Origin of the sequence: Streptomyces sp. enrichment culture (assembly GCF_964272895.1) — a bacterium.
In the GTDB taxonomy this organism is placed as follows: Bacteria; Actinomycetota; Actinomycetes; order Streptomycetales; family Streptomycetaceae; genus Streptomyces.
The window spans coordinates 6,493,420-6,518,883 of sequence record NZ_OZ186832.1; the positions used below are offsets into that span (position 1 = coordinate 6,493,420).

Sequence of the window (25,464 nt, forward strand, 5' to 3'; positions counted from 1 at the left end):
GGTGGGCACGCGGTTTTCCGGCGCCGCCCTGACCGGCCGTCAGGCGGCGGCCGTGGCCGCGGCGGACGTCCGCTCCGGGAGGCCGCTGTTCAGGTCCTCCACCAGGAGCCGCTTGGCGATGGTGTCGACGGCCGCGCGCAGGTCGGCGCCGGGGGGACGGCCGATGTCCTGCCGTACGCGTTCCTCCAGCCACCGGGCCCAGGTCCGGCCGATGAGCTCGGCCTCGCGGGCGCCGGCCTCGGTGTGGGAGAGGAGCATGCCGTCGCGGGTGAGGTAGCCCTCGTCGACCATGCGGTCGAAGACGGGCAGCAGCACCTCCGGCGGGACGTGCCTGCGGGCCGCGATGAGGCCCAGGCCGGCGTGGCCGACCATGCGCGTGAAGAGGTCCACCTGCATCACGGCCCAGGCCCCGGCGATGTCGAGACGGCTGTCGGAGTCGCGCAGCAGACGGCGGGCCGTGTTCAGTTCCGTGCCGGTGATGATCTTGGCGACGGCCGCCTCGAGGAGCCGCTGGGAGTCCGCGCCGTGCGGGGAGGCGAAGCCCTCGCCCATGTCGGTGGAGCCCATCCGGGCGCTGTCGCGCAGCGGGACCTGCTTGAGCAGGAGCGCCACGAGGAAGCCGAGGGCGGCGACGGGGACCGTCCACAGGAACACCGACTGGATGGTGTCGGCGTACGCCTCGATGAGGGGCGCCGCCGCCGGCTCGGGCAGCCGGTGCAGGCCCTCCGGGCTGGTGGCCGCCCCGGTGATCGCCGCCGGGTCCGCCGTGCCGGTCGCCGTGGCGGCCGCGACGCCCTCGCGCAGGTTGGGCGTGAGGGTGTTGGTGTAGATCGTGCCGAACACCGCCGTACCGAAGGAACTGCCCAGCGTCCGGAAGAAGGTGACGCCCGAAGTCGCCGTGCCCAGGTCGGCGTAGTCGACGGTGTTCTGCACGGCGATCGTGAGGACCTGCATGCACAGGCCGATCCCGACGCCCAGCACGAACATGTACAGCGACTCCAGCAGGGTGCCCGTCGCCGGACCCATCAGCGACATCAGATACAGGCCCAGGCCCATGACGAGCGCGCCCGCGATGGGGAAGACGCGGTACCGGCCCGTCTTGCTGACCACGTTGCCGCTGAAGACCGAGGCGATGAGCAGACCGATCACCATCGGCAGGGTCCGGACGCCGGAGACCGTGGCCGAGTCGCCGTCCACGTACTGGAGATAGCTCGGCAGATACGTCATCGCGCCGAGCATCGCGAACCCGACCACGAAGCTCAGCACCGAGCAGACCGTGAACACGGGGTTGCCGAACAGCCGCATGGGCAGCATCGGTTCGGCCGCCCGCGTCTCCACCCGGCAGAACAGCGCCAGCGCGATCAGGCCGGCCGCGAACAGGCCGATGATGACGCCCGAGCCCCACGCGTACTCGTTGCCGCCCCAGCTCGTCGCCAGGATCAGGGCGCTCGCGCCCGCCGTGACCAGGGCGATGCCGAGGTAGTCGATGACGGGCCGGGTCGCCGACTTCACCACCGGGATGGTCCGGGCCGCCGCCACGACGACCGCGATCGCGATGGGCACGTTGATGTAGAACGCCCAGCGCCAGGTGAGGTGGTCGGTGAACAGGCCGCCGAGCAGCGGGCCGATGACCGTGGACACCCCGAACACCGCGCCGATGGCGCCCTGGTACTTGCCGCGCTCGCGCAGCGGGATGACATCGGCGATCAGCGCCATCGACGTCACCATCAGCCCGCCCGCGCCGATGCCCTGCATGGCCCGCCAGGCGATCAGCAGCGTCATGTCGGAGGCGAGACCGCACAGGAACGACCCGGTGATGAAGACGACCGCCGAGACCTGGAAGACCACCTTGCGGCCGAAGAGGTCGCCGAACTTGCCGACCAGCACGGTCGCCACGGTCTCCGCCAGCAGATACGCCGTCACCACCCAGGACATGTGCGCGCCGCCGCCCAGGTCGGAGACGATGGTCGGCAGTGCGGTGCCCACGATCGTCTGGTCCAGGGCCGCCAGCAGCACGCCCAGCATGACCGTCACGAAGACGACGTTGCGTCGGCGGCTGTCCAGCACGGGAGGCTGCGCGGCGGGCGGTGCGGTTTCCTCGGCGACTGTCACGAGGCCACGATCACACCGCCCCACCGGCCCCGCACGCGGGAACGGCCCGGCCGGGTGGGGCCGTCCGCTGTCGGCAGGGCCCTGTCCCTGGGCTGGGGTCAGGGGTTCTTCGGGTTGCGGCGCAGCAGATACGTGTCCATGATCCAGCCCTTGCGCTCACGGGCCTCGGCGCGCAGCCGCTCGATCCGGGGGGCCGCCTCGGCGATCGGGCCGGAGGCGAGGATCTCGTCCGGGGTGCCGATGTAGGCGCCCCAGTAGATGTCGATGTCCTGGTCCGCGTAGCGCCGGAAGGTCTGGTGGGCGTCCAGCATCACCACGACGTCGTCGACGCCCTCCGGGAAGCCCTCGGCGAGCCGCCGACCCGTGGTGATCTGCACCGGCCGCGCCACCCGGTTCAGCCCCGTGCGGTGCCGCGCCACCAGCGCGGAGACGCTGCTGATGCCGGGCACGACGTCGTACTCGAAGGCCACCGACCCCCGCTCCAGCACCTCCTGGAGGATCCCGAGCGTGCTGTCGTACAGCGCGGGGTCGCCCCACACCAGGAACGCGCCCGTCTCCTCCTCGCCCAGTTCCTCGGCGATCAGCCGCTCGTAGATCCCGGCGCGGGCACTGCGCCAGTCCTCCACGGCCGGGGAGTATGCCGCCCCGCCCGCGCTGCGGTCGCGCTCCGGGTCGCGGGCCTCCACGACGCGGTAGCCGCCCTCGGGTATGTGGGCGCGCAGCATGTCCCGGCGCAGGTCGGTGAGGTCCGACTTCACCTCGCCCTTCTCCAGGATGAAGAAGACGTCCGTGTCCCGCAGTGCCCTGACCGCCTGCAGGGTCAACTGGTCGGGGTCGCCCGCGCCGATGCCGATGACATGAATCCTTCGCACGGCCCTGAGTCTGCCGTACGCCACCGACAGCGCGTGCACCGGCTGTGCCTTGGGGGTGGCACGTGGTGATGCGCTCGGCCGTCCAGCCGTCCAGCCGTCCAGCCGTCCAGCCGTGCCGCCCGCCGCCGGCCGTGCTTCCCCCTGGCCCCCGGCCGTGCCTGCCCGCCCACCGAAGCGGCGTCCCGGCCGCCCTCCGGTCAGCGCCCCCGCAACCGGGGTGCCTGCGCGGCCGCGTCCACCGGGGCCGCGCCGTTCTCCACGGCCTCCGCCAGCTCCCGTGCCCAGGTCACCAGACCAGCGAGGTCGATGCCGTACGGCCGCGTGCGACCGCTGAGCGCGGACCACTCCTGCGTCGCCGCCGCGCCGCGCCGCAGAAGCCGGGCGCCGCCGGTGGCGTTGCCGCGGGCCGCGTGGGTGAGGCCGACGGCGAGCTGGGCCAGGCCCCGCCACAGCGGGCGCTCCTCGTCCGGGCCGGACTTCCAGGCGTCCTCGAACACCTCGTGCGCGTGGAACGGCTTGCCCTCGGCCAGCAGTGTCTGCGCCTCGGCGACCGTCTCCTCCGGGCTGCGCGGCACGCCCTCCGGCTGCCGGGGGACGCCCTGCGCCCCGTACGGCAGGGGCCGCCCCAGCCCGTCCCGCGGCCGAGCGTTACGCGCCCGCCCGTCACCGTCCCGGTCCCGGCCCCCGCTCAGACCGTCGCCGTCCCGGTCCCGGCCCCCGCTCAGACCGTCGCCGTCCCTGTCCCGCCCTCCGGTCAGACCCTCGTCGTCCCCGACCTGTCCGCCCTGGCGGCCCGTCGCACGCTCCATGCGCCCATTGTCCGCCCGCTCCGCGCTCGGTCGCCGCCCTGTTCGGCCCGGCCGGGCCGGTGGGGTAAAGTACTGTCCGCGGATCACGCGGGTCACCGCTGGTCACAGCATCGGGACGTGGCGCAGCTTGGTAGCGCACTTGACTGGGGGTCAAGGGGTCGCAGGTTCAAATCCTGTCGTCCCGACAGGTAAGGCTGTTCAGGGGCCTGATCGCGGAGAGCGATCAGGCCCCTGACGCGTGCGCCCTGACGCGTTCCGGCGCTACGACCGGCCCGGCGGCGTCAGCGAGGGCCGCGCGTTGAGCTCGGCCACCTCGCTCTCCGCCTTCTGGCGGTACATCTGGGCCATGAAGGCGAGCTGGTCGGGAGTCCACGCGCCGCGCCCGGCGGCGTTCTCCATCATGCGGGCCGCCTGGACGACGGCCGTGGCCGGACCCACCCGAGCGGCCTCGTACGCGGCGAGCCCCGCCGGCACGTCCCCGTCCGCCCGCGCCAGCTCCAGGGCGAGCACGCGCGCGTCGAGCACGGCCTGGGACGCGCCGTTGGCCCCGGCCGGGTACATGGGATGGGCGGCGTCGCCGAGCAGCGTCACCCGGCCGCGGCCCCAGGCGGGCAGCGGGTCGCGGTCCACCATGGGGTATTCCAGGATGTCGTCGCTGCGCTCCATCAGGTCGGCCACGTCGAGCCAGCCCAGCGACCAGCCCTCGTAGTGGGCCAGCGCCTCCTTCTGCCGGCCCTCGCGGTGGTCCTCGGGCGCGCCCACGGAGCCGTCCTCGGGAAGGACGCCGGGCTCGGCGACGCGCACCAGGCAGACCCAGTTGATGCGGCCGTGGCCGATCGGGTAGGCGACCAGCGACGCCTTGCCGTCGGTGGCGACCACCATGGAGCGGCCGGTCAGGAACGGCTCCGCCCCCTCGGCGACCCCGCGCCACATGCGCGTGCCCGACCAGGACAGCGGCCCCTCCTCCGGGTGGAGGCGGGCACGGACCGTCGAGTTCAGCCCGTCCGCGCCGATCAGCGCGGCGGCCTCGATCGTCTCGGTGGTGTCGGTCGCGCGGTCCTGCACCCGCGCCTGGACGCCGTCGGGCCCGTCGGTGAAGTCCAGCAGCCGGGTGCCGGTGCGCACGGCGTCGGGGCCGAGCCGCTCGCGGACCTTCTCCAGCAGCATCAGGTGCAACTCGCCGCGGTGGATGGAGTACTGCGGCCAGCGGTGCCCGAGGGCCAGGCCGCGCTGCTCGGTGAAGAGCTGGTTGCCGAGGCTGTCGCAGAAGACCTGCTCGGCCGTGGCCACGCCCAGCGCGGCGAGCTCGTCGCCGAGGCCGAGTTCGGTCAACTCCCGCACGCCGTGCGGCTGGAGATTCATGCCGACGCCGAGCGGCTCGATGCGGCGGGCGCTCTCGACCACGAGTGCGTCGATGCCCGCGGCGTGCAGGCTCAGCGCGGCCGTGAGCCCGCCGATGCCGCCACCGGCGATGAGTACGGGGGTCATCGTGCGTCCTCCTTGACTTGGGCGGCGCGGTGGGCGCCGACTGACGGCCGGCCGGGATCGACGGCCGGGGCGGAACGTTGGTGGGTCTCGGTCATGCCTGGCTCCTCATTCAGTTGTTCTCGTCGGCTGGGCACCGGCCGGCCGCGTCCGGGTGTTCTCGTCGGCCCGGTGCGGCCGTCGCGTGGCGGTCCCGCCGCCGGCGCGACGCACCCCCGCACGCTTGGGTAGGGGGCGTCGTCGCCGGTGGCGGAAAACGCCCGCCGACGGGGTCATGGGGTGTCGCGCCCGAAGGGCCGCCGTCCCGGTGCCCCTCGTCGCTGAGCGGCACCCCGGCGACGCCGGCGCGCCGGGACGAGGCGCGGGGGAACAGCCGTGGTCAGGGACGCGCGGCGGAACGGGCCCGCGGGCCCTGCGCCGTGGTCCGGTCTCCCCCCAGCCGGGTGCCGTTCATCGCGTGCTCGACGCGGAAGTCCGCGCAGTCATCTCTGGTCCCCCCGATGCTGTGTTTGGCGTGAACTGTGTCGGCCCTGGGACCCAAAGATACCTACCGACCGGTTTCATTTCTAGCGTTACGAGCCACTCTGTCCCCACAAGTTCCGGACTGTTCGCTTCCGCGGCAGGGATGAACGGCCGGGAAAATCCGCGCGGCGCCCCCAGAAACAGCCACCGCGGTACGGAAAAGCCCGGTAGGCCCCGCTTTCTGTGCGGTTGACTCCCCCCGGCCGCCGGGGGAAAGTGTACGTATACGTCGTAAATATACGGCTCTGACGCCACGGCGGCCCCACCCCAGTTCCTCGGGGGAGTACTCGATGACGAGCGAACCGGACATCCCCTTCGCCAGGACCCGGATCACCCCGGACGCCCGGCGCGCCGTCCAGCGGGTGCTCGCGTCGGGGTGGGTGAGCACGGGCCCCGAGACGGAGGCGTTCGAGACGGAGTTCGCGGCGTACGTGGGCGCCGCGCACGCGGTCGGCGTGAGCTCCTGCACCGCCGCCCTGGAACTGGCCCTGCGCGCGCTGCGCCTGCCGCCCGGCGGTGCCGTGCTCGTGCCCGCCGTCACCTTCTGCGGTGCCGCCCACGCCGTGCTGCACGCCGGACTGCGGCCCGTCCTGGTCGACGTCGACGAGCGCACCGCCACCCCCGGCCCGGCGCAGATCGCGCGCGCGGCGCGGGCCTGCGGCTGCCCCCAGGCCATGATCGTGCTGCACTACGGAGGAGCCCCCGCCCCCGTGGAGGAGCTGGCCGCGGCCGCGCACCTGCCGCTGAGCCATGTCGTCGAGGACGCCGCGCACGCCCTCGGCACCACGGTCGGGGACCGGCCCGTCGGCGGACTGTCCCGTGCGACCTGCTTCAGCTTCTACGCCACCAAGAACCTGCCCATCGGCGAAGGCGGCATGGTCACCACCGACGACCCCGAACTCGCCGAACGGATCCGGCGCACCCGGCTGCACGGCATGTCCGCCGACGCCTGGCGCCGCTACCTGCCCGGCGGCCGCCCCGGTTACACCGTGGAGGAAGCCGGTCTGAAGGCCAACATGACCGACGTCCAGGCCGCGGTCGGGCGGGCCCACCTGCGGCACCTGGACGCCTGGCAGGCACGGCGCCGGGACCTGGCCGCACACTACGACGCGGCCCTGACCGCCGTACCCGGCATCGAACCGCTGCGCTGGGCGACGCCGGGACGGCACGCCCGGCACCTCTACGCCGTGCGGGTGCTCCCCGAGTACGGCACCGAGCGCGACGAGCTGATCGAGCGGCTCGCCGAGGCGGGCGTCGCCACCTCCGTCCACTTCGTGCCGCTGCACCACCTGCCCTACTTCCGCGACCACGCGATGCTGCCGCCCGGCGGTCTGCCCGGCGCCGACGCCCTGTACCCGCGGCTGCTGTCCCTGCCCCTGTACCCCGACCTCACCGTCCGCCAGGTCGAGCGGGTCTGTGCCGAGCTGACCCGGCACGGGCGCTCCGGCTCACGCCGCCCGCGGGGCCTGCGCACCCTGGTGGTCGGCGCCGGTGAGGCGGGCCGCGCCCTGGCCCGCGACCTCGCCCGCACCCCCGCCTACGGCCTGGACCCCGTCGGCTTCCTCGACGACGCCCCCGGCATCCGCGCCGAACTGCCCGTCCTCGGCGGCCTCGACGCCACCGGCGCCGCCGTGCGCGCCCACCGCGTCGAGGCGGTCGTCGTCGCCATCCCCGGCCTCGCCCCCGCCCGGTTCCGCGCCGTCGCCCGCGCCGCCGAGGCCGAGGGCGCCAGCGTGCGCTACCTGCCGTCGTTCATCGCCGCCCTGCGGCGCGACGTGGTCGGCGGCGACATGCGGGAACTGGACGTGTGCGAGCTCATCGGCCGCGCCGAGGTGCACGTGGTCAGCCCCGAGGCGCGCTCGGTGGTGGCCGGCAAGCGGGTCCTGGTGACCGGGGCGGGCGGCTCGATCGGCAGCGAACTGTGCCACCAGATACGGGCCTTCGACCCCAGCCGGCTGTTCCTGCTCGACCACGACGAGTCCAATCTGCACCGCCTCCAGCTGGAGCTGTACGGGGACGCCCTGCGCAGCGACGACATCGTGATCTCCGACATCCGCGACCGCCCCCGCATCGACCAGATCTTCCGCCGGCTGCGCCCCGAGGTCGTCTTCCACGCCGCCGCGCACAAGCATCTGCCGCTGCTCGAACTGCACCCCTGCGAAGGCGTGAAGACCAATGTGCGCGGCACCGAGAACCTGACCCGCGCCGCGGCGGCCGCCGGCACCGCCCGCTTCGTCCTCATCTCCACCGACAAGGCCGCCGACCCCGTCTCGGTGCTCGGCGCGACCAAACGGCTCGCCGAACTCGTCGTCCGCGAGGCCCAGCGCCACGCACCCGACGGCACCGTCTTCACCGCCGTACGCTTCGGCAACGTGCTCGGCAGCCGCGGCTCCCTGCTCTCGGTCGTCGCCGAACAGCTCGGCAGCGGCGCCCCGGTGACCGTCACCCACCCCGACGTCACCCGGTTCTTCATGACCGTCGAGGAGGCCGTCGGCCTGGTCCTGGAGGCAGCCCGGACGGCCCAAGGCGGCGAGGTGTTCGTCCTCGACATGAGCAGCCCCGTGCGGATCGTGGACCTGGTCCGCAAGTTCGCCCGCGCCCGCCACATCCCCGACGTCGACATCCGCTACACCGGCCTGCGCCCCGGCGAGAAGCTCAACGAGACGCTGTTCTCCGCCCACGAGCAGCACACCGCCACCGCCCACCCCCGCATCCTCGCCGCCACCTCCACCACCCGGCCCGACCTCACCGCGCTGCCCGCCCTCTACGACGCCGCCGAACGCAACGACACCGCCGAGGTGCGCCGCCTCCTCGCCGCCCTCCTGCCCGGCTTCCCGCCCGCCGACCTCACCCCGTCACCCGCCGTCCTCGCCGGCCCCTACCCGGACGACTTCTGATGACCTGGCCCCGGTGGACCCCCCGGCAGCGCCCGCCCCGGCGCCGCCACCGCCTGCGCACCCTGCTGGTGCTCGGGCTGGTGGCCGTGCTGGGGCTGGTGGGGCTGGCGGCCGGCGGGGTGTGGTGGGGCACCGACCACTACGGCGACAAGGTCACCCGCATCCCCCACGCCTTCCCCACCGAACCCCGCCCGCCCAAGCCCTCGGGCCACGACGGCGGCGAGACCTTCCTGCTGGCCGGCGTCGACAGCCGCTCCGAGCGGCCGACCACCGGCAACGACGCCACCGCCGACCTGTGGCGCCACGGCGCCCAGCGCAGCGACACCCTGATGCTGGTCCACCTCGACGGCGACGGCCGCGCCGCCCGCGCCATGTCCCTGCCCCGCGACAGCTGGGTGCCCATCCCCGGCCACGGCACCGCGAAGATCAACGCCGCGTTCTCCTGGGGCGGCCCGCCGCTGCTCATCCGTACCGTCGAACAGCTCACCGGCGTCCGCGTCGACCACTTCGGCGTGATCGACTGGCACGGGTTCCGCTCCCTGACCGACGCCGTCGGCGGGGTCCCCGTGACCATCGCGCGCACCACCTACGACCCCGAGCAGAACCGGCGCTTCACCGCCGGCACCCACGTCCTGAACGGCGAGCAGGCCCTCGCCTACGTACGCCAGCGCCACGGGCTGCCCGGCGGTGAACTCGACCGGATCAAGCGGCAGCAGCAGTTCCTGCGCAGCCTGGTCGGCGAGATCCGCGACGACGTCGAGCTCACCGACCCGTTCGGCCTCGACCGCACCCTGGACGCCATCACCGGCACGGTCAGCGTCGACGACGAACTCTCCAACGCCGACCTGCGCGACCTCGTCCTCGACCTGCGGCATCTGCGCCCCGCCGACGTCACCTTCACCACCGCGCCCATCGTCGGCTCGCAGATGATCGAGGGACAGTACGCCCTCCTGCTGGACCGGAGCGAGCTGCGGGCCCAGTGGCGTGCCGTCGAGACGGGCGGGAACTGAGGCACGCCGTGCGGTCCCCGGGTGGAATGGTCCCGTCCGTCGGATTCAGCGCGCTCGCCCAGGCCGCGCCCCTGCTCACCAACCTGCTGCTCACCCCGTACCTGATCGGCCGCCTCGGCCTGGACCGGTTCGGGGTGTGGTCGCTGATCCTGGTCTTCCTGGCCACCCTCACCGTGCTGGACGGCGGGGTCGGTGCGTCACTCGCCCGCTTCCACGCCTACCACGCGGCCCGCGGGGACCGGGACGGCACCGGACGGCTGGTGATCGGCTCCCTGGCGCTGTTCCTGTGCTTCGGGGCCCTGGTCACCGTGGGGTGTGTGCTGCTGGCGCCCACCGCCACGGCCGCCCTGGACGTGCCGCCGCGGCTGCGCGAGGAGGCCCACCGGCTGCTCATGGCCCTCGGCCCGCTGCTCACCCTGGCACTGGCCTCCAACTCCGCCGTCGCCCTGCTCCAGGCGGGCGGCCGCTTCCGCGCCCTCGCCGCGGTGAGCGGCGGATCCTGCCTGGTGTACGCCGTCGCCGTCACCACCCTGATCGAAGAGGGCGCCGACCTGCCGCTGCTCGCGGTGCTGACGGCCGGCCGGTACCTGCTGGTCACCGTCGGCGGCCTGGCCGCGGGCGCCCGGCAGATACGGATCCGCCGCCCCCTGCTCCCCACCCGCGCCGAACGCCGCGAGTTCGGCCGTTACGCCCTGCGCATGCAGCTGTCGGGGTTCACCGTGTTCCTCAACGGCGAGATCGACGCGCTGGTCGTCGCCGGGCTTCTCCCGGTCCGCTATGTCGGCATCTACGCCGCCGGCTACCAGGCCGCGATGGGCCTGCGCAGCCTGCCGCTGTTCGCGATCCCGCCGGTGCTGACCCGGATCACCCATGTCTACGCCCGGCACGGACTGCCGGGCGCGGTGGGCGAGTTCCACGCGCTGCAGGCCCGCTGGCTGCCCGCGGCGCTCACCTACGGCGTGGTGACCACGGCGGTGGTCTCGGTCGCCGTCCAGGTCTGGCTCGGACCCGCGCTCGCACTGAGCGGAGCCGTCGCCGCCGTCCTGCTGGCCGGCTACTCGGTGCAGGTCGCCTTCACCGGCGTCCGCACCTGCTTCGTGCGGGCCATCGGCCGGCCCGGCTACGAGACGCGGTACTCCTGGGCCGCGACCGTGGTCAACCTCGCCCTGACCGTGCCCTTCGCCCTGCTGTGGGGCGTCGTCGGCGTGGTGCTGGCGACGGCCGTGGGGGTGGCGGCGGGGTCGCTGTACTTCGTCGCGCTGTGCCGCCGGGCCGGACTGCGCCGGGGGGACGGCCGGCTGCCGCGGCGCTGGCTGCCCGCGACCGCCCTCGCCGCGGCCCTGGCCGTCCTCGGCGATCTGCTCGTCCTGGAGCTCGGCTGGCACGGAGTCCTGCCGCTGCTGCTGGCGGGCCTGCCGGTGCTGGCCGGCCTGGCCGCGGCCACGGCGCTGCTCGGGCCCGAACTCGCCCCCCGCCGCGTGCCCGTGAAGCAAGGAGGCCCCCCATGAGTTCCGTGCTGATCGTGGCGCAGCTCGACGGCTACGCCAACACCGTCAAGCCCCGCGCCATCGAACGGTTCCTGCGCGAGCGCGGCCACGACGTACACCTCGTGGACACCAACTGCCTCGCCAGGGCGTCCGACCGCCCCGGATCCCTCGGCCGGATGCTGCCGGGCTCCCCGCGGCCCCGCCGCCTCGCGCTGTACGCCAACGACGTGGCGTCGAAACTCCTCACCCGCCGCTGGGGGTTCGGCCGCCGCCATCTGTCGTACTACGTGCTGCGCGCCGACCACGCGCTGCGCCGCCGTATCCTCGCCGGCCAACTCGCCCTGGACGACTACGACCTCGTCATCTGCGAGACACCGTTCGACGCCGGAGTGCTCACCACCCCGACCTCCGCCGCGACCTTCTACGACTGCCCCAACCCCTGGGCCGACGAGGTGTACTGCGAGGGCCGGCTCACCGACCGCCAGCACGCCCGCTTCCGCCGCTGGGAGGCCCGCTTCCTGGAGGGCATGCAGTACCTGTCGTTCTCCTGGGAGACCTACGGCCGGTACGCCGTCGCCCAGTACGGCATCAGCGGCCGCAACTTCGTCCAGCTGAACTGGGGGTGCACCCCCTCGCCGGTGCGGGCTCAGTTCGCCGACCCGCCGCGCGTGGCCTATCTCGGCTCGCTCAGCAGTTCCTTCATCGACCTGCCGATGCTGGCCCGGCTCAGCCGCCGCTATCAGCACCTCGACGTGTACGGAGGCCCGCCGCCCGACCCGTCGCTGGGGCTGCGCTACCGGGGCTACGCCTCCGAGGAGATCCTGGCGGACTACCAGTTCGGGCTGATCACCTGCACCCGTGACCTGATCCGCCGGGAGGGCTTCTCCGCCAAACATCTGCACTATCTGTCCTACGGCCTGCCCGTCCTGGTCCCCGCCTGGCGGCGCCATCTCGACCTGCTGCGCGGGTCGGTGCCGTACACCGAGGACGACTTCGCCGAGGTCGTCGGGGCGCTCGGCCGCAAGGAGAGCTGGCAGGCGGTGAGCGACGAGGCGTACGAGCAGGCGCGGCGGCTGGACTGGCGGCGGACGCTGGAGCCGCTGGAGTCCCTGCTCCGGTGACCGGAGTCCCGGCTCCGCCGCCAAGGACGCCGGAGCCGCAGGAGTCAGTGCGGCACCGACCGCGGACGGCGGAGCGCGAGCGGTGCCGGCCCGGGCACCCGGGGCGGGGGCGCGGCGCGGGCCCGCAGCGGCATGAGCGTCGCCACCAGGAGCGCGAACGTGAGGGTGTTGCTGATGCCGAAGGACCAGGGGCGTTCCAGGACGGAGGACAGCAGCACCGGCAGCAGCACGCACGCGGCGACCGGCAGGCCGCGCAGCCCGCCCCCGGCGAGCAGACGCAGCAGCAGGAGCAGGAAGAGGGCGAGGCCGGCCAGCCCGCCCGCGTACAGCACGTCGATCCACTGGTTGTGCAGGGACGGCGAGACGGCGGCCGGGATCTCCCCGGCGGGGTACTTCGCGGACCACGCCTTGCCGCCGAGGCCGAGCAGGGGGGCGCCGGTCAGCTCCTCGCGGGCCATGGTCCAGATGACCGCGCGGTCGCCGAACCGGTCGGGGTCGGCGCCCACGAACGGCAGGGCGGCGCCGACCGCGGCGGTGGCGCCCAGCGCGGGAAGGGCGAGCAGGGCCCGCCCGGACGGCCGGCCCTGCTCCGCGAGGTCCGGGCGCAGCACGGCCAGGGCCACCAGGGTGGCGGCGGCCGTGGCGGCGGCCAGCATCCCGCCCGTGGCGACGGCGAGGAAGGCGACGTAGACCGCCAGGACCACGCGGACCGGGCCGCGCAGCCCGAGCCAGACGAAGGGGATGCCGAGGATCAGCACCAGCCCGAGGATGTTCTCGTTGGAGAAGACGCCCGCGTAGTGGACGCCGAGCAGACCGCACGGGTTGTCGGGGCGGCATCCGCGCAGGACCGTCTCCGGTTCCACCAGCGCCTCGATGCCGCCGAGCACCGTGAAGAGCAGCACGGCGGCCGCCCCGCCGAGGAACGCCGGGCGGCCGGGCCGGGCGACCGTCGCCGCCAGCAGCGCCGCGAGGAGGACCAGTTGCCGGGGGGCGAGCAGCGCCTGTCCGTGCAGGGCGTCCGAGAGGGCGACCAGCACGACGAGCCCGAGGGCCGGCAGGGGAGCGGTGTTGATCCGGGCGCGGGCGGCGAGGAGCCGGTGGCCGGTGAACAGCAGGCACACGGCGATCAGCAGCCCGTTGGCGACCGCGCCCGCCTGGTGCACCCAGGGCGGGAAGCCGATGACCACGTCGCCGAGGACGTCGAGCCGTTCGCTGCGGCCCGAGTGGACGACGTAGGCGATGGTCGGCGCACTGGCCAGCACCGCGGTCAGGAACACCACCGTCGCGGTGAGGTCCCAGTCCCCGAAGGCGCGGGCCCGGCGCAGGGCGATCAGCAGCGGAACGAGCGACACCAGCGCCAGGATGCCGAGGATCAGCGTCGTGCGCGCCTGCTCCGGTGTCATCCCGGACCCCTATCCGTGGTGCCGGGCCGGGACGCGGGGCACGACGGTCTGCTGCGGCGGCGGGGGCGACATCGGCGTCGGTGCCGGGCCGTCGGGCGGCCGCCAGTCGGTCAGTTGCTTGTCCGCGGCCCCCGTCAGGACGGCACCGAGCACCTCGGCGTGCACCGCGGCCAGCGTGTCCAGGGCCCGCAGCGCCTCCTCGCGGGGGGTCCGGTCCGCCCGTACGACGAACAGCACGCCGTGGGCCACGCTGCCGACGGCCGCCCCGTCGGCGAACGGCAGCAGCGGCGGGCTGTCGACGACCACGAGGTCGGCGTCCGCCTCCAGCGTGCGCAGCACCTCCGTCAGCCGCCGCCCGGACAGTAGCGGATACGGGTCCGGGTGGGCGGGCCCGGCGGGCAGGACGCGGAGGTGGCCCGGCCGCCACTGCACCAGCGCGGAGTGCGGCGCAGCGGTGCCGGTGAGTACGCCGGTCAGGCCGGGGGAGGGGGCCAGGTCCAGCTCCGCCCCGAGCCGCGGCCGGCGCAGATCGGCCTCCACCAGCACCACGCGCCCACCGGTGCGGGCGACACTGGTCGCCACGTCCAGCGCGGTCCGGGTGCGGCCCTCGCCGGGCAGGGCGCTGGCGATCAGCAGCGAGCGGGGCAGGCCCGCGTCGGAGGCGAACCGCAGCCGGGTGCTCAGCTGGCTCAGGGCCTCCGCGCGCCGGGTGGTGCCGGTGGGCGGCGCACCGCGCCGACGGCCCTCGGGCGGCGGCAGGGTGCCCAGGGTGGTCAGGCCGAGCCGGCTCCGGATGTCGCCCGGCGAGCGCAGGGTGCGGTCCAGCGTGTGGCGCAGCACCGCGCCCGCGACGCCGACGATCGCGCCGCCGAGCAGGCCGATGGCCACGTTCAGTTCGGGGCGGGGGCTGGTCGGGTCGGTCGGCGGCTGCGAACCGCCGACGACGCTGGCCTTCACCAGCGGGGGGACACCGGCCGAGGAGCCCTCGATGGTGGCGATGTACCGCGTGAACTGCTGTGCGGTCTCGTCGGCGATCGCCTGCGCCCGGGTGGGCGAGGGGTCCGTCACCTGGATGTCCACCAGCGTGGTGTCCAGCGGCGCCTGGGCGCTGATCTTCTCCGCCAGCCGCCCCGGCGTGGTCTTCAGGTCGAGCGCCGAGATGACGCCCTGGAGCACCGACGGGCTGGTCACGACACGGGTGTACGACTTCACGCGCTGCTGGGTGAACAGGCCGCCCTCGTAGGCGTCGCCGCTGCTCTGGCCGCTGGTGGCGATGAACAGCTGGGCGGTCGCGGTGTAGGTGCGCGGCATCAGGGCGGTGGCGGCCACGGCCGCGGCCAGCCCGAGCAGCACGCACACGGTGACGAACCGCCAGCGGCGGCGCAGCACGTCCAGGTAGTCGTGGAAATCCATGGAGGCTCCCCTCCGTCCGGGCCGCCCGTCCCGTCTGTGCTGTCTTGACGTGATCTCACCCGAGGCGCAAGATGTGGATTTACGACGTAAACGTACGATATCAGCATACGGCTGGAGACGGAACCGGGGAGCGTCCCGTGGAGCGCTGCGCGATCACCCCCTACGGCCGGGAGGCCGGCAGCTCCCGGGTGCGGGTCTACGGGTGGCTGGACCGCGTCGGCGCGGACTTCACCGTCGGCAGCTATCTCGGGCTCCCCGACGCCGCCCCCTCCCGTCTGCTGCGCCGCCCGCTGGCGCTGGCCCGCGCGGAGCTGCGGCTCGGCCGGCTGGCGCGGGCCCGCCCCCGGTTGCTGCTGCTGCACCGGGAGGCATCGCCGCTGAGCCGGGGGTGGTGGGAGCGGCGGCTGCTGACGAGCGCGGAGTTCGCCGTGTACGACTTCGACGACGCCCTGCAGTGGGACGACGGGAAGGACGGTCTGGCGCGCCGCCTCGCCCCCAAGGCGGGCAAGGCGCTGGTCGCCGTACGCCATGCCGACCGGGTCGTCGCGGGCAACGCCGTCCTGGCCGACTGGGCCGGCCGCTACCACCGCGACGTCGTCGTCATCCCGAGCTGCGTGGACCCGGCGGACTATGTGCCCAAGACCGACTACACCCTGCGCGACCCGCCGCGCCTCGGCTGGATCGGCTCAGCCCACAACGAGGCATACCTGCTGGGCATCGCCCCGGCCCTCACCGAGCTGCACCGCAGGACCGGCGCGCGGCTGACGCTCGTCGGGACGGACAGGCCGTCCCTGGGTGTGCTGGAGGACTTCGTCGACCGGGTCCCCTGGAGCCCGGAGCGCCAGCGGACCGCCCTGGCCGCCATGGACATCGGGCTGATGCCGCTGCCCGGCACCGCGTACAGCCTCGGCAAGTGCGGGTACAAGCTGCTGCAGTACGCCACCGCCGGACTGCCGGCCGTGGCCAGTCCGCTCGGGGTGAACGCCGGGCTGCTGGCCGAGCTGGGCCTGCCCGCGGCGCGCAGCCAGGACGACTGGGTCGACGCGGTCCTCGGGCTGCTCGGCCGGAGCGCCGACGCCCGCGAACGGCTCGGGCGCAGGGCACGCGAGGTCACCGCGCGCAGGTACTCCTACGACGCCTGGCTGCCCCGCTGGACGGCGGCCCTGGAACTCGGCCGGGCGGCGCCGTCGTGACCGCCGCCGACGTGGTGATCGTGAACTGGAACACCGGCCGGTATCTGCGCGCGTGCGTGCGCTCCGTCGGCGCGGCCGACCGCTCGCGGCTGCGGGTGGCGCGGATCGTCGTCGTCGACAACGCCTCCACCGACGACTCCCTGGACGGGCTGAGCGCCGACGGCATCCCCGTCGACGTGGTGCGCAACGAGGACAACCGGGGGTTCGCCGCGGCCTGCAACCAGGGCGCCGCGCGCGGCCGGAGCGACTTCGTGCTCTTCCTCAACCCGGACACCCGGCTGCACACGGACGCCCTGCGGGCCGTCGGCCGCTTCCTGGACACGCCCGAGGCCGACCGCTTCGGGATCTTCGGGGCGCTCATGGTCGACGAGCAGGGCCGGCCGCAGATCTCCTGCTCGCGGTTCCCGGGCCTGCGCACGTACGCCGGCCGGATGACGGGGCTCGACCGGCTGCTGCCCGCGCTCTTCCCGCCGCACCATCTCCGGCCGCGGGAACTGACCCGGTCGGGCCCGGTGGACCAGGTCATCGGGGCGTTCTTCCTGGTCCGACGGCCGCTGTTCGAGGCCCTGGGCGGCTTCGACGAGGGGTACTTCCTCTACCTGGAGGAGGTCGACCTCGCGCTGCGGGCCCGCCGGGCCGGCTGGCCCTCGTACCACGTGCACGAGGCGCGGGTCCGCCATGCCGGCCAGGTGAGCTCCGGTCAGCTCGGGCCCTGGCGGCACTACTTGATGCTGTGCAGCCGCAGCCGGTACGCCTTCCGGCAGTGGGAGAGGCGCCGGGCGTGGCTGCTGATGGCGCTGACCCTCGCCGTGGAGCCGCCCGCGCGGCTGGCGGCGGCCGCTCTGCGCGGGCAGTGGCGGGACCTCGGGCCCACCCTGGCGGTCTACTGGCGGTTCCTGCGCTGGTTCAGCGAGGGCCGCGGGCTGGGGCCGCCCCCGCGGCCGGTGCCGCGGCGCAGCTAGGGACACCTCGTCCGCTTGACCTCGGGTCACGCAGGGACAAAAATGGCGTTTACGTTGTAAACGTACGGTATCAAGGGCACCCTATGAGCACCGTCGACCGCACTCCCGAACACGCCCTGGGCACCCTCGGCGCGGTGCCGATCGCGCCGGCCCGCCGGGTGCTGGACGTCACCGTGGCCCTGGTCCTGCTGATCGCCCTCGCCCCCGTGCTGGCGCTGCTCGGAGCGGTGGTGGCGGTGACCAGCGGCAGGCCGGTGCTGTTCCGGCAGCGGCGGGTCGGGGAGGGCGGCGGCGAGTTCGTCCTCTACAAGTTCCGCAGCATGCGCACGGACTGCGCGGGGCCCGGTGTCACCGGAGGGGACGACGCGCGGGTCACCCGGACCGGGCGGCTGCTGCGCCGCCTCAGCCTGGACGAGCTGCCGCAGCTGTGGAACGTCCTGCGCGGCGACATGACCCTGGTCGGCCCGCGCCCCGAGGTGCCGCACCTCGCCGAGCGCTACCCGCCCGAGCACCGCTGGGTCTTCCGGCACCGGCCGGGACTCACCGGCCCCTGCCAGCTCAGGTCACGGGAGTACGCCGCCGCCCTCGACGGCCGCCCCGACCCCGAGCAGTACTACCTGACCGTGCTCGTGCCCCGCCGCGTCGCCCTGGACGCCGAGTTCCTCGCGCACGCCACGGCCGCGAGCGTCGTACGGTTCACCGCCCGCACCCTCTGGTACGTGCTGTCCGCCCTGTGGGACCGAGGAGGCCGATCCTGATGCGTGCCGTCGTGACCGGAGCGGCCGGCTTCATCGGCTCCCACCTGTGCGAGCACCTGCTGGCCCACGGCGACGAGGTCGTCGGCGTCGACGCCCTGACGACCTTCTACGACCCCGCCCGCAAGGAGCGCAACCTCGCCCCGCTGCTCGGCCGCGACGGCTTCGCCCTGCACCGCGGCGACCTGCTGCGCACCCCGCTGCGCCCGCTGTTCGCCGCCGCGGACGTCGTGTACCACCTCGCCGGCCAGCCCGGCGTCCGCGGCTCGTGGGGCGACGAGTTCGCCGTCTACCTCCGGCGCAACGTCCTGGTCACCCAGCACGTCCTGGAGGCCGCCCGCGACACCCGGCTGCCCCGGCTGGTCTTCGCCTCCAGCTCCTCGGTCTACGGCGACGCCGAGACGTACCCGACGCCGGAGACCCTGCGACCGCGGCCCGTCTCCCCGTACGGCGTCACCAAGCTCGCCGCCGAGCAGCTGTGCGAGACCTACCGCGCGGTGTTCGGCGTGCCCGCCGTCTCGCTGCGCCTGTTCAGCGTCTACGGGCCACGGCAGCGGCCCGACATGGCCTTCTCCCGGCTGATCACGGCCGCCCGCGCGGGCCGCCCGTTCCCGCTGTACGGCGACGGCGGGCAGAGCCGGGACTTCACCTACGTCGGTGACGTCGTCGCCGCCATGCGCGCCGCGGCCCGCTCCGGCTGGACCGGGGTCGCCAACCTCGGCGGCGGATCGGAGGTGACCCTGCGTCAGATCATCGCGCTGCTCGGCGAGCTGACCGCACCGGTGCGGGTGGTGCCGGGCCCGGCCCGTCCCGGTGACGCGCGGCGCACCGCCGCCGACATCACCCTGGCCCGGCAGGCGTTCGGCTACCGGCCGGTGACGGACATCCGGACGGGGCTGGCGGCGATGGTCCGCGCCGAGGCGCCGCTCGACCACGGGGCCCGGCCCGCGGTCGGCCACCCGCACGGCTACTGGGCCCCCCGGTAGTACCGGACGATCTCCGCGGCGGTCATCTCCCGCTCGCGCCGCCGCCCCAGGAAGTACAGCGCCGACGCGTCGTCCTCCGCGAAGCCCGGCGGGGCCAGCCGGTCCAGCGCGCGCAGCCAGCACAGCAGGGTCCGCGTGGCGCGGCCGGCGGCGGGGGAGCGGGTGAGGGCGCGGACCGTGTGGTCGAGACTCCACAGCAGCTGGGTGCCGGGGCCGGCCACCGCGCCCGCCGCGAGCTCCTCGAAGCGGCGGAAGAGATAGCGGTGACCGCTCGCGGTGTAGCGGGTGAAGTCATGGGCCCCGGCGTGGACCTGCTGGAGGAAGGGCGTCTCGGCGTAGACCAGGCCGCCGTCCCGGAGCACCCGGTGGATCTCGGCGACGACGAGGGGCGGGTCGAGCACATGCTCCAGCACCGCCTGCACCAGCACCGCGTCCACGCACCCCGCGGGCAGCGGGATGTGGTGGGCGTCGGCGACGAACTGGGTGACCGGGCTGGTGGCGATGTCGAAGGCGATCACCTCCACGCGCGGGTCGCGGTAGACGGCGTCCACGCCGTTGCCCACGGTGGCCCCGCCGACGACGAGCAGCCTGGGCGCGGGGCCCGGCAGGGCGCGCAGCAGCAGGTCGATGGTGCGGGCCGCGACCCGGTTCGGCGGTTTGAGCACGCGGCGCAGCGGGGCCGGGAGGCGTTCGGTGTTCCCGGCGGTCCGCGCCGGCACCGCGTCGCGGTCCACGACGCTGCGCTCGAAGTCGACGAGGACCGGCCACCGGCCGGCCAGGGGAAACCCGTCACCCGGTCGGGCGCGGGGGCAGCCGGGCGCCGTACAGCGGAAGCCGTCCGGCTCCGCCGCCAGCGCCGACCGGCAGCGCGGGCACACCAGCAGGTGCCGGATCCCGTCGAGATGGGCGAGCGGCATCGCGACTCCTCCCGTCCGAAGCCCGTCGGGTGAACGCGCCAGGCGAGGACCCGGCGTCCATTTTCTGTCGTATTGACCCGTCTCGCGCGAGGGGCGATGATGTACGTGTACGTCGTAAACATACGGCTTACATCTGGTGGTGATCGACGATGCGGAACGGGACCCTCGTCCCCGGCCCGGAACGCCCCCGGACCCTCGCCCCCGGCTGGCCCGCCACCCTCCCCCAGGTGGCCCCCACGGCCGAGCTGCCGCCGGCGCCCGCGCCGCCCCGCATCAAGGTGCTGCATGTGATCACCCGCCTCCAGGCGGGCGCCGGCGGCAACACCCTGCTGACCGCGGTGGGGATGGACCGCGACCGCTACGACGTATGGATCGCGGGCGTCCCCGGCGGGGACCTGTGGGAGAGCGCGCGGGCGGCCGGTGTGCACACCGTCGAACTGCGCGGGTTCCGGCACACGCTGACCCCCGCCGACGCGCTGGTGCTGTACCGCCTGGTGCGGCTCATCCGGCGTGAGCGGTTCACCGTCGTGCACACCCACTCCGCCAAGGGCGGATTCCTCGGACGGCTCGCCGCACGGCTGTGCCGCACCCCGGTCGTCGTGCACACCTTCCACGGCTTCAGCTTCCACCCGCACCAGCCCCTCCTGCGCCGCACCCTGTACCGCTGCCTGGAACGCGCCACCCGCCGCTGCACCCACCGGTTCCTCGCCGTCGCGCCCCGCGTCGCCCGGCAGGCCGTGGAGGAGCGCCTCGCGCCCCCCGGCCGGATCCAGGTCGTGCCCTCGGCGGTGGACCTCGGCCACATCCCGGAGCGGTTCGACCCGGTCGCCCGCCGGATGCTCGGCGTGCCGCGCGCCACGGCACTCGTCGGGACCGTCGGCCGGATCGACACCCAGAAGGCGCCCCTGGACTTCGTCCGGACGGCGGCCGCGCTGCGGGCGCGCAGGCCGGACACCGCCTTCGTCATGATCGGCGACGGACCGCTGGCCGACGAGGTCCGCGGGCTCGCCGACCGGCTGGGCGTCAGGATCGTGCTCACCGGCCACCGGCCCGACGCCGCGCGCCTGGTGGCCGGGCTCGACGTCTTCGTCGTCACCTCGCTGTACGAGGGGCTCGGCCGCGCCCTCACCGAGGCGCTGGCCACCGCCCGCCCGGTCGTCGCCACCGCCGTGAACGGGGTGCCCGACCTGGTCGAGCACGGCGCCACCGGACTGCTGGTCGCGCCCGCCGACCCGGACGGCACCGCCCACGCCGTCGACTGGCTCCTCGACCACCCGCAGGAGGCCGCCCGCATGGGGCGGCAGGGACGGCAGCGGGTGCGCGCCGCCTTCGCCCCGCAGACCATGTGCGCGGCCGTGGACGCCTGCTACCGCGACCTGCTCGGCCTGCCCGTCACCGGCCGCTGAACCCGGCCACGGAGATCACCATGCGCGTCACAGTCATCGGTACCGGATACGTGGGAGCCGTCCACGCCGCCTGCCTCGCCGACCTCGGGCACGACGTCCTCGGCGTGGACGTCGACGCCGAGCGCGTCGCCGAACTGGCCGCCGGGCGGCCCCCCTTCTACGAGCCGGGGCTGGGCGCGCTGATCAAACGGGGCGTGGACGCGGGCCGGCTGGCGTTCTCCACCTCGCCGGCCGAGGCGGCCCGGTTCGGCGACACGCACTTCCTGTGCGTCGGCACCCCGCCGCTGCCCGGCACCGGCGCCAGCGACCTGCGCTTCGTCGACGCCGCCGTGGACGCCCTGGCACCCCATCTCACCGCCGGCGCGCTGATCGTCGGCAAGTCCACCGTCCCCGTCGGCACCGCGGCCCGGCTGGCCGAGCGGCTGCCGCACGCCGAGGTCGCCTGGAACCCGGAGTTCCTGCGCGAGGGCTGCGCGGTGCAGGACACCCTGCACCCCGAGCGCATCGTCGTCGGCACGAACTCGCCGGAGGCCGAGGCGCGGCTGAAGCAGCTGTACACCCTGCTGCTGGCCGCCGGGACGCCGTTCATCGGCACCGACCCGGCCACCGCCGAACTGGTCAAGCTCGCCTCCAACGCGTTCCTCGCCACCAAGGTCTCCTTCGTCAACGCCATGGCCGAGATCTGCGACGCCACGGGTGCCGACGTGCTGACGCTGACCGAGGCCATGGGCGCCGACGCCCGCATCGGACCCCGCTTCCTCGCACCGGGCCTCGGCTTCGGCGGCAGCTGCCTGCCCAAGGACATCCGGGCCCTCGCCGCCCGCGCGGAGGCGCTCGGCCTGGGCGCCTCGGTGGCCTTCCTGCGCGAGGTCGACACCGTCAACACCCGTCAGCGCCGGCGCACCGTGGAGCTCGCCCTGCGCCTGGTGGGCGGCAGCTTCGCCGGGCGCAACGTCGCCGTCCTGGGCGCCGCGTTCAAGCCGCACAGCGACGACGTCCGCGACTCGCCCGCACTCGCCGTCGCCGAGGCGGTGCGCCGGCTCGGCGCGCAGGTGCGGGTGCACGACCCGGAGGCCGTCGACAACGCGCGCGCCGCCTGCCCCGCGCTCCAGTACGCCCTGGACGTGGCCAAGACCTGCGAACACGCCGATGTCGTCCTGCATCTGACGGAGTGGCCGCAGTACCGCCTGCTGGACCCGGTGGCCCTCGCCGGCGTGGTGCGCACCCCGGCCCTGGTGGACGCCCGGCACACCCTGGACGCGGCGGCCTGGCGCGCGGCCGGCTGGACCGTGCGCGCACCGGGCCGGCCCCGGCTCGGCTGACCGGCGGGAGGCGAGGCGGCGATGCGTGTCGTGGTGTCCGGCGGGGCGGGCTTTCTCGGATCGCATCTGTGCGAGGCGCTGATCCGCCGCGGCGACAGCGTCCGCTGCCTGGACGACTTCTCCTCCGGCCGCACCGCCAACCTCGCGGGCCTGCTCCAGGAACCCGGCTTCGAGTGCACCCCCTGCGACATCACCGAGCGCTTCCGGCTCTCCGGCGACATCGACGCCGTCGTCCACCTCGCCAGCCCCGCCTCCCCGCGCGACTACCTCGCCCGCCCCCTGCAGACCCTCGCCGCGGGCAGCCGGGGCACCGAGAACCTGCTCCGCCTCGCCGTGCGCCGACGGGCCCGCTTCGTGCTGGCCTCCACCAGCGAGATCTACGGCGACCCCGCCGTGCACCCCCAGCGCGAGGACTACTGGGGACACGTCAACCCCATCGGCCCGCGCAGCGTCTACGACGAGGCCAAACGGTTCGCCGAGGCCGTCACCGCCGCCTACCGGCGCAGCACCGGCGCCGACACCGGCATCGTGCGGATCTTCAACACCTACGGGCCCCGGATGCGCGCGCACGACGGCCGCGTGGTCTCCACCTTCGTCCGGCAGGCCCTGGACGGCGAACCCCTCACCGTCCACGGGGACGGCGGCCAGACCCGCAGCCTGTGCTACGTCGACGACCTGGTCCGCGGCCTGATCGCCATGATCGACAGCCCGCTGCCCGGCCCGGTCAACCTCGGCAACCCCACCGAGCTGACCGTCCTCGAACTCGCCGAGCGCGTCCTGCGCCTGACCGGCTCCCGCAGCGGCCTGCGCTTCCTCCCGCTGCCCGAGGACGACCCCGTACGCCGCCGCCCCGACATCACCCGCGCCCGCGAGACGCTCGGCTGGCAGCCGCTGGTACCCCTGGAGGACGGCCTGCGGCACACCGTCGCCTGGTTCGCCGCCCGGCCCGAGCGGCCGAAGGTGCCGTCATGAGAAGGACACCCCCGGCGTGGTAGAAGCGGGCATGACCACGATCCCTGTTCCCCGGCCCGCCCCCGGGGGGTGCCCCGCATGACCGCAGGCGCCGACACCCCCGACCGCCGGGGCCGCACCGGACTGCACCGCACCGGCCTGGACCTCACCGGCAACCCCCGGGTGAAGGTGCGGGAGGTGGAACTCCTGTCCAGCCACTGGTACGTCGAGCGGGCCACGACCTACGACATCCAGCGCGCCGACGGCACCTGGAGCACCCAGCAGCGCGAGACCCACGACCGCGGCAACGGCGCGACCGTGCTGCTCTACGACCCGGCACGCGAAACCGTCCTGCTCACCCGGCAGTTCCGCTTCCCCGTCTATGTCAACGGCCACCCCGACGGCATGCTGATCGAGACACCGGGCGGGCTGCTCGACGACGAGGACGAACACCCCGAGCTCGCCGTGCGGCGCGAGGCGGTGGAGGAGACCGGCCACACCATCGGCGCGGTCCGGCACGTCTTCGACGTCTATATGAGCCCCGGATCGGTCACCGAGCGCGTGAGCTTCTACGCCGCCGAGTACGGCCCCTCGACCCGCACCCACGACGGCGGCGGACTCCACGAGGAGGGCGAGGACATCGAGATCCTCGAACTGCCCTTCCGCCGCGCCCTGGAGATGATCCGCACCGGGGAGATCGCCGACGCCAAGACCATCATGCTGCTCCAGTGGGCAGCCCTGGAGGGGCCGTTCGCGCGCCCCGCGTGAACGGCCTTGACCTGGAGCGCACTTCAAGCTGAAGACTCCCGTCCGTGCCCGGAGAACCGGGCGCGGACGGGAGGAACAACCATGAAGTACCGCACCATCGGCAGCGACCCCGCACACCGCCGCGAGGTGAGCGTGCTCGCCCTCGGCGCGATGCTGTTCGGCTCGCGCACGGACGAGAAGACCTCCTTCGCCGTCCTCGACCGCTATGTCGAGGCCGGCGGCAACTTCATCGACACCTCCGACAACTACGCCTTCTGGGAGGACGGCGGCCAGGGCGGGCAGAGCGAGGAACTGCTCGGCCGGTGGCGGCGCAGCAGGGGCGTCGGCGACGAGATCGTCATCGCCACCAAGCTCGGCGCCCGCCCCCTGGCCCCCGGCACCGGCTACATCGACAACGGCGAGGGGCTGTCGGCGAAGGTCATCCGCGAGGCCGCCGAGCGCAGCCGTGAACGCCTCGGGATGGACAGGCTCGACCTGCTCTACGCCCACATCGAGGACCACCGGGTGCCGCTGGAGGAGACCGTCGAGGGGTTCGCCGAGCTGGTCGCCGAGGGGACGGTCGGCCTGCTCGGGGTCAGCAACCACGCGGTGTGGCGGGTGGAGCGGGCCCGCGCGCTGGCGGCCGCCGCCGGACTGCCCGGCTACGAGGTGCTCCAGTACCAGCACAGCCACCTGCGCCCCCGCTTCGACGTCCCCAGCGACCTCTTCCCCGACGGCAGCCTCGGCCACGCCGGCGCCGAACTGCTCGGCTATCTGCGGGCCGAGCCCGGGCTCACCCTGGTCGCCTACTCACCGCTGCTCACCGGCGCCTACACCCGCCAGGACAAGCCGCTGCCCCCGGACTACGACCACCCCGGCTCCCCGGCCCGGCTGAAGGTGCTCGGCGAGGTCGCGCGGGAGGCCGGCGCCACCGTCAACCAGGTGGTGCTGGCCTGGCAGATCGGCGCCGACCTGCCGATCGTCCCGCTGGCCGGGGCGTCCTCGGTGGCCCAGCTGGAGGAGAACCTGGCCGCGGTGGACCTGGAGCTGACGCCGGAGCAGCGGGCCCGGCTGGACGCGGCCCACTGAGCGGG

General features: G+C 74.3%; 20 protein-coding genes and 1 tRNA gene. 14 read left to right on the plus strand and 7 right to left on the minus strand.

Features of this window, described 5'->3' with window-relative positions:
• Positions 1-39: 39 nt before the first annotated feature.
• The 3 genes from ACSU6M_RS29035 to ACSU6M_RS29045 form a co-directional block, all read right to left on the minus strand.
• Entirely contained in the window at positions 40-2,112 is a 2,073-nt protein-coding gene (locus ACSU6M_RS29035; protein ID WP_437073611.1) for an MDR family MFS transporter, read from the minus strand.
• A 98-nt stretch (positions 2,113-2,210) separates the two neighbouring features.
• A complete protein-coding gene (gene cobF / locus ACSU6M_RS29040; RefSeq protein ID WP_437073613.1) occupies positions 2,211-2,984 on the minus strand; it encodes a precorrin-6A synthase (deacetylating) in 774 nt (257 codons plus the stop codon).
• Positions 2,985-3,181: 197 nt separating this feature from the next.
• A complete protein-coding gene (locus ACSU6M_RS29045) occupies positions 3,182-3,793 on the minus strand; it encodes a DUF309 domain-containing protein (RefSeq protein ID WP_437073614.1) in 612 nt (203 codons plus the stop codon).
• A 111-nt stretch (positions 3,794-3,904) separates the two neighbouring features.
• Here ACSU6M_RS29045 and ACSU6M_RS29050 point away from each other — a divergent pair.
• A tRNA-Pro gene (locus ACSU6M_RS29050) sits at positions 3,905-3,978 on the plus strand.
• Between the two features lie 76 nt (positions 3,979-4,054).
• Here ACSU6M_RS29050 and ACSU6M_RS29055 read toward each other — a convergent pair.
• A complete protein-coding gene (locus tag ACSU6M_RS29055) occupies positions 4,055-5,281 on the minus strand; it encodes an FAD-dependent monooxygenase (protein WP_437073615.1) in 1,227 nt (408 codons plus the stop codon).
• A gap of 809 nt (positions 5,282-6,090) precedes the next feature.
• Here ACSU6M_RS29055 and ACSU6M_RS29060 point away from each other — a divergent pair.
• From ACSU6M_RS29060 to ACSU6M_RS29075, 4 genes are read left to right on the plus strand one after another with little or no spacing between them, the layout of a single operon-like run.
• Positions 6,091-8,697 carry a DegT/DnrJ/EryC1/StrS family aminotransferase gene (locus tag ACSU6M_RS29060; RefSeq protein ID WP_437073617.1) on the plus strand — a complete coding sequence of 869 codons (2,607 nt, stop codon included), beginning with the start codon at positions 6,091-6,093 and terminating at the stop codon, positions 8,695-8,697.
• The gene (locus ACSU6M_RS29065; RefSeq protein ID WP_437073618.1) at positions 8,697-9,707 is read left to right on the plus strand and encodes an LCP family protein; all 1,011 of its coding nucleotides are present in this window, start codon (positions 8,697-8,699) and stop codon (positions 9,705-9,707) included. Before ACSU6M_RS29060 ends, ACSU6M_RS29065 begins: the two co-directional genes overlap by 1 nt.
• A gap of 26 nt (positions 9,708-9,733) precedes the next feature.
• The gene (locus ACSU6M_RS29070) at positions 9,734-11,215 is read left to right on the plus strand and encodes a lipopolysaccharide biosynthesis protein (protein WP_437073619.1); all 1,482 of its coding nucleotides are present in this window, start codon (positions 9,734-9,736) and stop codon (positions 11,213-11,215) included.
• Positions 11,212-12,315, plus strand: a complete 1,104-nt coding sequence (locus ACSU6M_RS29075; protein ID WP_437073621.1) for a glycosyltransferase — start codon at positions 11,212-11,214, stop codon at positions 12,313-12,315. Before ACSU6M_RS29070 ends, ACSU6M_RS29075 begins: the two co-directional genes overlap by 4 nt.
• Before the next feature lie 44 nt (positions 12,316-12,359).
• Here the strand turns inward: ACSU6M_RS29075 and ACSU6M_RS29080 are convergent, their stop codons facing one another.
• Positions 12,360-13,718, minus strand: coding sequence for an O-antigen ligase family protein (locus ACSU6M_RS29080; protein ID WP_437073623.1), 1,359 nt, complete (start codon positions 13,716-13,718; stop codon positions 12,360-12,362).
• A 9-nt stretch (positions 13,719-13,727) separates the two neighbouring features.
• Positions 13,728-15,131, minus strand: a complete 1,404-nt coding sequence (locus ACSU6M_RS29085) for a Wzz/FepE/Etk N-terminal domain-containing protein (RefSeq protein WP_437073625.1) — start codon at positions 15,129-15,131, stop codon at positions 13,728-13,730.
• A gap of 137 nt (positions 15,132-15,268) precedes the next feature.
• Here ACSU6M_RS29085 and ACSU6M_RS29090 point away from each other — a divergent pair, with 137 nt between their 5' ends.
• The 4 genes from ACSU6M_RS29090 (at position 15,269) to ACSU6M_RS29105 (ending at position 19,027) form a co-directional block, all read left to right on the plus strand.
• Entirely contained in the window at positions 15,269-16,324 is a 1,056-nt protein-coding gene (locus tag ACSU6M_RS29090) for a glycosyltransferase (RefSeq protein WP_437073627.1), read from the plus strand.
• Positions 16,321-17,286, plus strand: a complete 966-nt coding sequence (locus ACSU6M_RS29095) for a glycosyltransferase family 2 protein (protein WP_437073629.1) — start codon at positions 16,321-16,323, stop codon at positions 17,284-17,286. The genes ACSU6M_RS29090 and ACSU6M_RS29095 overlap by 4 nt, the downstream gene beginning before the upstream one ends.
• A gap of 83 nt (positions 17,287-17,369) precedes the next feature.
• Positions 17,370-18,044, plus strand: a complete 675-nt coding sequence (locus tag ACSU6M_RS29100; protein WP_437073631.1) for a sugar transferase — start codon at positions 17,370-17,372, stop codon at positions 18,042-18,044.
• Positions 18,044-19,027 carry an NAD-dependent epimerase/dehydratase family protein gene (locus ACSU6M_RS29105; RefSeq protein WP_437073632.1) on the plus strand — a complete coding sequence of 328 codons (984 nt, stop codon included), beginning with the start codon at positions 18,044-18,046 and terminating at the stop codon, positions 19,025-19,027. The genes ACSU6M_RS29100 and ACSU6M_RS29105 overlap by 1 nt, the downstream gene beginning before the upstream one ends.
• On the opposite strand, the gene ACSU6M_RS29110 is transcribed toward ACSU6M_RS29105, so the two are convergent.
• Positions 19,009-19,944: a class I SAM-dependent methyltransferase gene (locus ACSU6M_RS29110; protein WP_437073634.1), complete on the minus strand. Its 936-nt coding sequence runs from the start codon at positions 19,942-19,944 to the stop codon at positions 19,009-19,011. The genes ACSU6M_RS29105 and ACSU6M_RS29110 overlap by 19 nt on opposite strands.
• Before the next feature lie 149 nt (positions 19,945-20,093).
• Here ACSU6M_RS29110 and ACSU6M_RS29115 point away from each other — a divergent pair, with 149 nt between their 5' ends.
• The 5 genes from ACSU6M_RS29115 to ACSU6M_RS29135 all read left to right on the plus strand — a co-directional run bounded on the left by ACSU6M_RS29115 (position 20,094) and on the right by ACSU6M_RS29135 (position 25,459).
• Positions 20,094-21,350, plus strand: coding sequence for a glycosyltransferase family 4 protein (locus ACSU6M_RS29115; protein ID WP_437073635.1), 1,257 nt, complete (start codon positions 20,094-20,096; stop codon positions 21,348-21,350).
• A gap of 20 nt (positions 21,351-21,370) precedes the next feature.
• The gene (locus tag ACSU6M_RS29120) at positions 21,371-22,672 is read left to right on the plus strand and encodes a UDP-glucose dehydrogenase family protein (protein ID WP_437073636.1); all 1,302 of its coding nucleotides are present in this window, start codon (positions 21,371-21,373) and stop codon (positions 22,670-22,672) included.
• A 21-nt stretch (positions 22,673-22,693) separates the two neighbouring features.
• Complete coding sequence (locus ACSU6M_RS29125; protein ID WP_437073637.1) at positions 22,694-23,644, plus strand: NAD-dependent epimerase/dehydratase family protein; 951 nt, start codon at positions 22,694-22,696, stop codon at positions 23,642-23,644.
• A 78-nt stretch (positions 23,645-23,722) separates the two neighbouring features.
• Entirely contained in the window at positions 23,723-24,391 is a 669-nt protein-coding gene (locus ACSU6M_RS29130) for an NUDIX domain-containing protein (RefSeq protein WP_437073639.1), read from the plus strand.
• Positions 24,392-24,472: 81 nt separating this feature from the next.
• Positions 24,473-25,459: an aldo/keto reductase gene (locus ACSU6M_RS29135; protein ID WP_437073641.1), complete on the plus strand. Its 987-nt coding sequence runs from the start codon at positions 24,473-24,475 to the stop codon at positions 25,457-25,459.
• Positions 25,460-25,464: the final 5 nt, after the last annotated feature.